This window comes from Pseudomonas sp. EA_15y_Pfl1_P101, from assembly GCF_963970835.1.
In the GTDB taxonomy this organism is placed as follows: domain Bacteria; phylum Pseudomonadota; class Gammaproteobacteria; order Pseudomonadales; family Pseudomonadaceae; genus Aquipseudomonas; species Aquipseudomonas tritici.
The window spans coordinates 1-2,606 of sequence record NZ_CAXAPA010000037.1 but is presented as its reverse complement, the minus strand read 5'-3'; the positions used below and the strand labels follow the sequence as shown (position 1 = coordinate 2,606).

General features: G+C 45.4%; 6 protein-coding genes. All 6 read left to right on the top strand.

All coding sequences use genetic code 11. The features are described 5' to 3' along the window. Positions 1 to 237 (top strand): hypothetical protein (locus AACY36_RS28115; protein WP_339421362.1); only part of this gene is annotated, 237 nt, incomplete at its 5' end. Beyond that, positions 237 to 668 carry a hypothetical protein gene (locus AACY36_RS28110; RefSeq protein ID WP_339421361.1) on the top strand — a complete coding sequence of 144 codons (432 nt, stop codon included), beginning with the start codon at positions 237 to 239 and terminating at the stop codon, positions 666 to 668. The genes AACY36_RS28115 and AACY36_RS28110, both read left to right, overlap by 1 nt. Before the next feature lie 93 nt (positions 669 to 761). Then, positions 762 to 1,010, top strand: coding sequence for a hypothetical protein (locus AACY36_RS28105; RefSeq protein WP_339421359.1), 249 nt, complete (start codon positions 762 to 764; stop codon positions 1,008 to 1,010). Further along, positions 1,007 to 1,267, top strand: coding sequence for a hypothetical protein (locus tag AACY36_RS28100; RefSeq protein WP_339421357.1), 261 nt, complete (start codon positions 1,007 to 1,009; stop codon positions 1,265 to 1,267). Before AACY36_RS28105 ends, AACY36_RS28100 begins: the two co-directional genes overlap by 4 nt. Before the next feature lie 235 nt (positions 1,268 to 1,502). Then, positions 1,503 to 1,739, top strand: a complete 237-nt coding sequence (locus AACY36_RS28095; protein WP_339421356.1) for a hypothetical protein — start codon at positions 1,503 to 1,505, stop codon at positions 1,737 to 1,739. 11 nt (positions 1,740 to 1,750) lie between these two features. Then, a complete protein-coding gene (locus tag AACY36_RS28090) occupies positions 1,751 to 2,155 on the top strand; it encodes a hypothetical protein (RefSeq protein ID WP_010428178.1) in 405 nt (134 codons plus the stop codon). The last annotated feature ends 451 nt before the right edge of the window (positions 2,156 to 2,606 follow it).

Genomic DNA, 2,606 nt, shown 5'->3' with positions numbered 1-2,606 from the left:
GCGATTGCTAAAGGGAAGACTCCGAAAGTTGACGATGCATGGATTAAGGTTTTTCCTGAAGATGCAGGGCTAAAGGGCGAGAGAATTCCTATGCACCATGTCCAAGGTTCACCACTTACTGTGCCACTACCTGATACACGGCATTTGGACGCGCATATGCCAGGAGGATTTAGATATAATCCGGGCGGTCCAGGGTCAGCTCTCCCGGCATACCCACCGAAAAAAGGAGCTGAGTAATGCATTCCATACCGCTAGAGCTTGCGAAGCAAAAGTTAATTTTTTACGTGGCTCAGGATTTGGACCAATCTGTTAGATCTAATGTGCAGCAGCTTGTGAATGAGGTTGCTGCGTCAAGAATATGGAGCGTTACTCCGCCAAGCTTTATTGACGAGATAGACGAAAGTGGCGCGGAAGTAGTAGGTGGGATTTTGGAGATTTATTCGGCTTTGCCGCCAAACATACTTCCTATTGAGATGGACTCAAAAAACCTAGATGACGTAGAGGCGCTGGTAGCTGCCGTAAAAAAACTATCTGAAAAAGAAAATCTTTCCTTTGAGTTTCAGTTAGATACGACTTTCGTCGGTGCTATTGAGGACGGTGTTATTGATCGACTCCTGTTGGACGGTTTGCTTGTACCGTGGCGAAATCACATCAAAGAAAAAAGGTGAATTGGTGCAAAAGAAGTAGCCGGAACGAGTAAGAATAATTTACCTGTTCTTTTTGACGGGGAATTCGCTACTAAGCAGTTGCTTGGTACGGCTATGACATCTGGTGGTAAGCAAATTAACTTTCATGCTGCGGATCGTATGGTAAATCCGCCTAAAGGCAGAGAACCGATGACCATTCTGGAAGTAGAGGATTTTATTGATACCGCAGATAAAATTAGAAAAATAAAAATAGATGATCGTGGTACCTCAGTTACGCTCATGAACTCTAAATATCCTAAAGCTCAAATTGCTGTGGATGGGGATCGTATTGTCACAGTTGTTAATCCGGTAAAGAAAAAATGACGATAGATAATTTGATTGAGCATCTTGATAAATTTGTGAGTGGTTCTAATATTTCGGTTCAATGGGCAAAAGATACGGAAACCCTTCTGGATGAAATTGAAGAAAATGAAGGTTTTGGTAAATTTGAAAATCTCTTTGATGAGCTGCAGGAAAAGCTCTCGCTTTATCGGCCTGGAGGCGGCGAGCATCTTATAGATGAGTTCGAAATGAAACTGTTTTGTGTAAGGGTTGTTTCAGCACTTTTAGAAGAGAGGTAGGCAATAGGATCAGTCCGATATTGTCCTGCCGTAAAATGGTCCAAAAGAGGTAGCAAGCCCAGATGCGACGGGCGGGAAGAAAGTTGGTCCAGAGACCGACCTAGCCCCCGAAGTAAATCTGCATTCAGATGGAAGCTATCGAACCCCTGACGGAAAATTTGCTAGCCCGAAGGGTCTAGCTCCTCCGGGAACAGTTAAGGCAGATGAGTTTGCTAAGCATTTAGAAGCAAATGGAATGGAAGTTGTAGGCACGGAGATGGTCGTTAAAGGGCCTCTCGGTGATCGTAGGTATGACATTGTAGTCCGTGACGCAAATGGTAAATTACACGGTCTTGAGGTGAAAGGCGGAACTGCTAGTAAGACCAGCTATCAAGAATTCACCGATTATTTTGTCAATCAGTTTGGGGCGCAAGGGAAGGGACGGTTAAAAGGCGAAGTCATCGAAAGCGCTACAACAGTTTATGTGCCGTGAAGGTGAGGAATATGAAGCTCGAAGCCGAAAATAGTCCCGTATTAATTGACGTTAACCAGGCGCAGCTTGTAAAAGTGTTAAAAAAATTAAAAAGCTACGGTCCAAGCTCATACGCATGCATAACTGACGACGACGGTAATTATGTGCAAGTGGCAGGAGGCAGATTCACTTGCTTTATTGAAAGATATGACGCAAAAAGTAAAGCTCTGTTTAGAGGGTATCATTCAAATTCCAGCACGAACTTTGAAGATGGGAGCTTGCTGTCGTTTGGTGCAGGGCGTGTTCAATTAAAGAAAGATGAGTGGTTTAATATTGACGATGTGATCGAAGTTTTCTCCCGATTCAATCAGAATCAGCCTTTACCAGAAAATATTTACTGGCGCGAGGTAAAGATTTTGAATCAGAGCGACAGTTGATGAGTTGGTGCAAAAACAACTCCATCCGGTTTGGTTTCTGGAGAAACTGGAGTTGTAGGTACTGGTAAAGCTGCGGCTAATGATGCGAGTTTTACAGCAACATCCACATCAGGATGGACGAGCATCTCGAGTGACGCTCGCGCGGTGGTCCGGGACGTCGAGTACCATTCAGGTGTGCCGATGCCCTCTAACCAGCGCACGCAACTCGCAGAGGAGTTGCGTCAGGTGGATCACACTTATGTCGCGCCCAGAAGCGACTATCAAGCCTTACAGCGTGAATACAATAGCCAGCGAAATAATCTCAAGCGTGAGTGGGAGTTGAATGAGTGCGATCCACAAACCCCACCTACCACAAGATGTAACCTCGGTTTACCGTGGCATCTGTGGCGAGCAGTTCCACGGCAGCAGCGCTTCGTAATCTTCTACTGACGAGGCGTGCGGCAATCGCTCC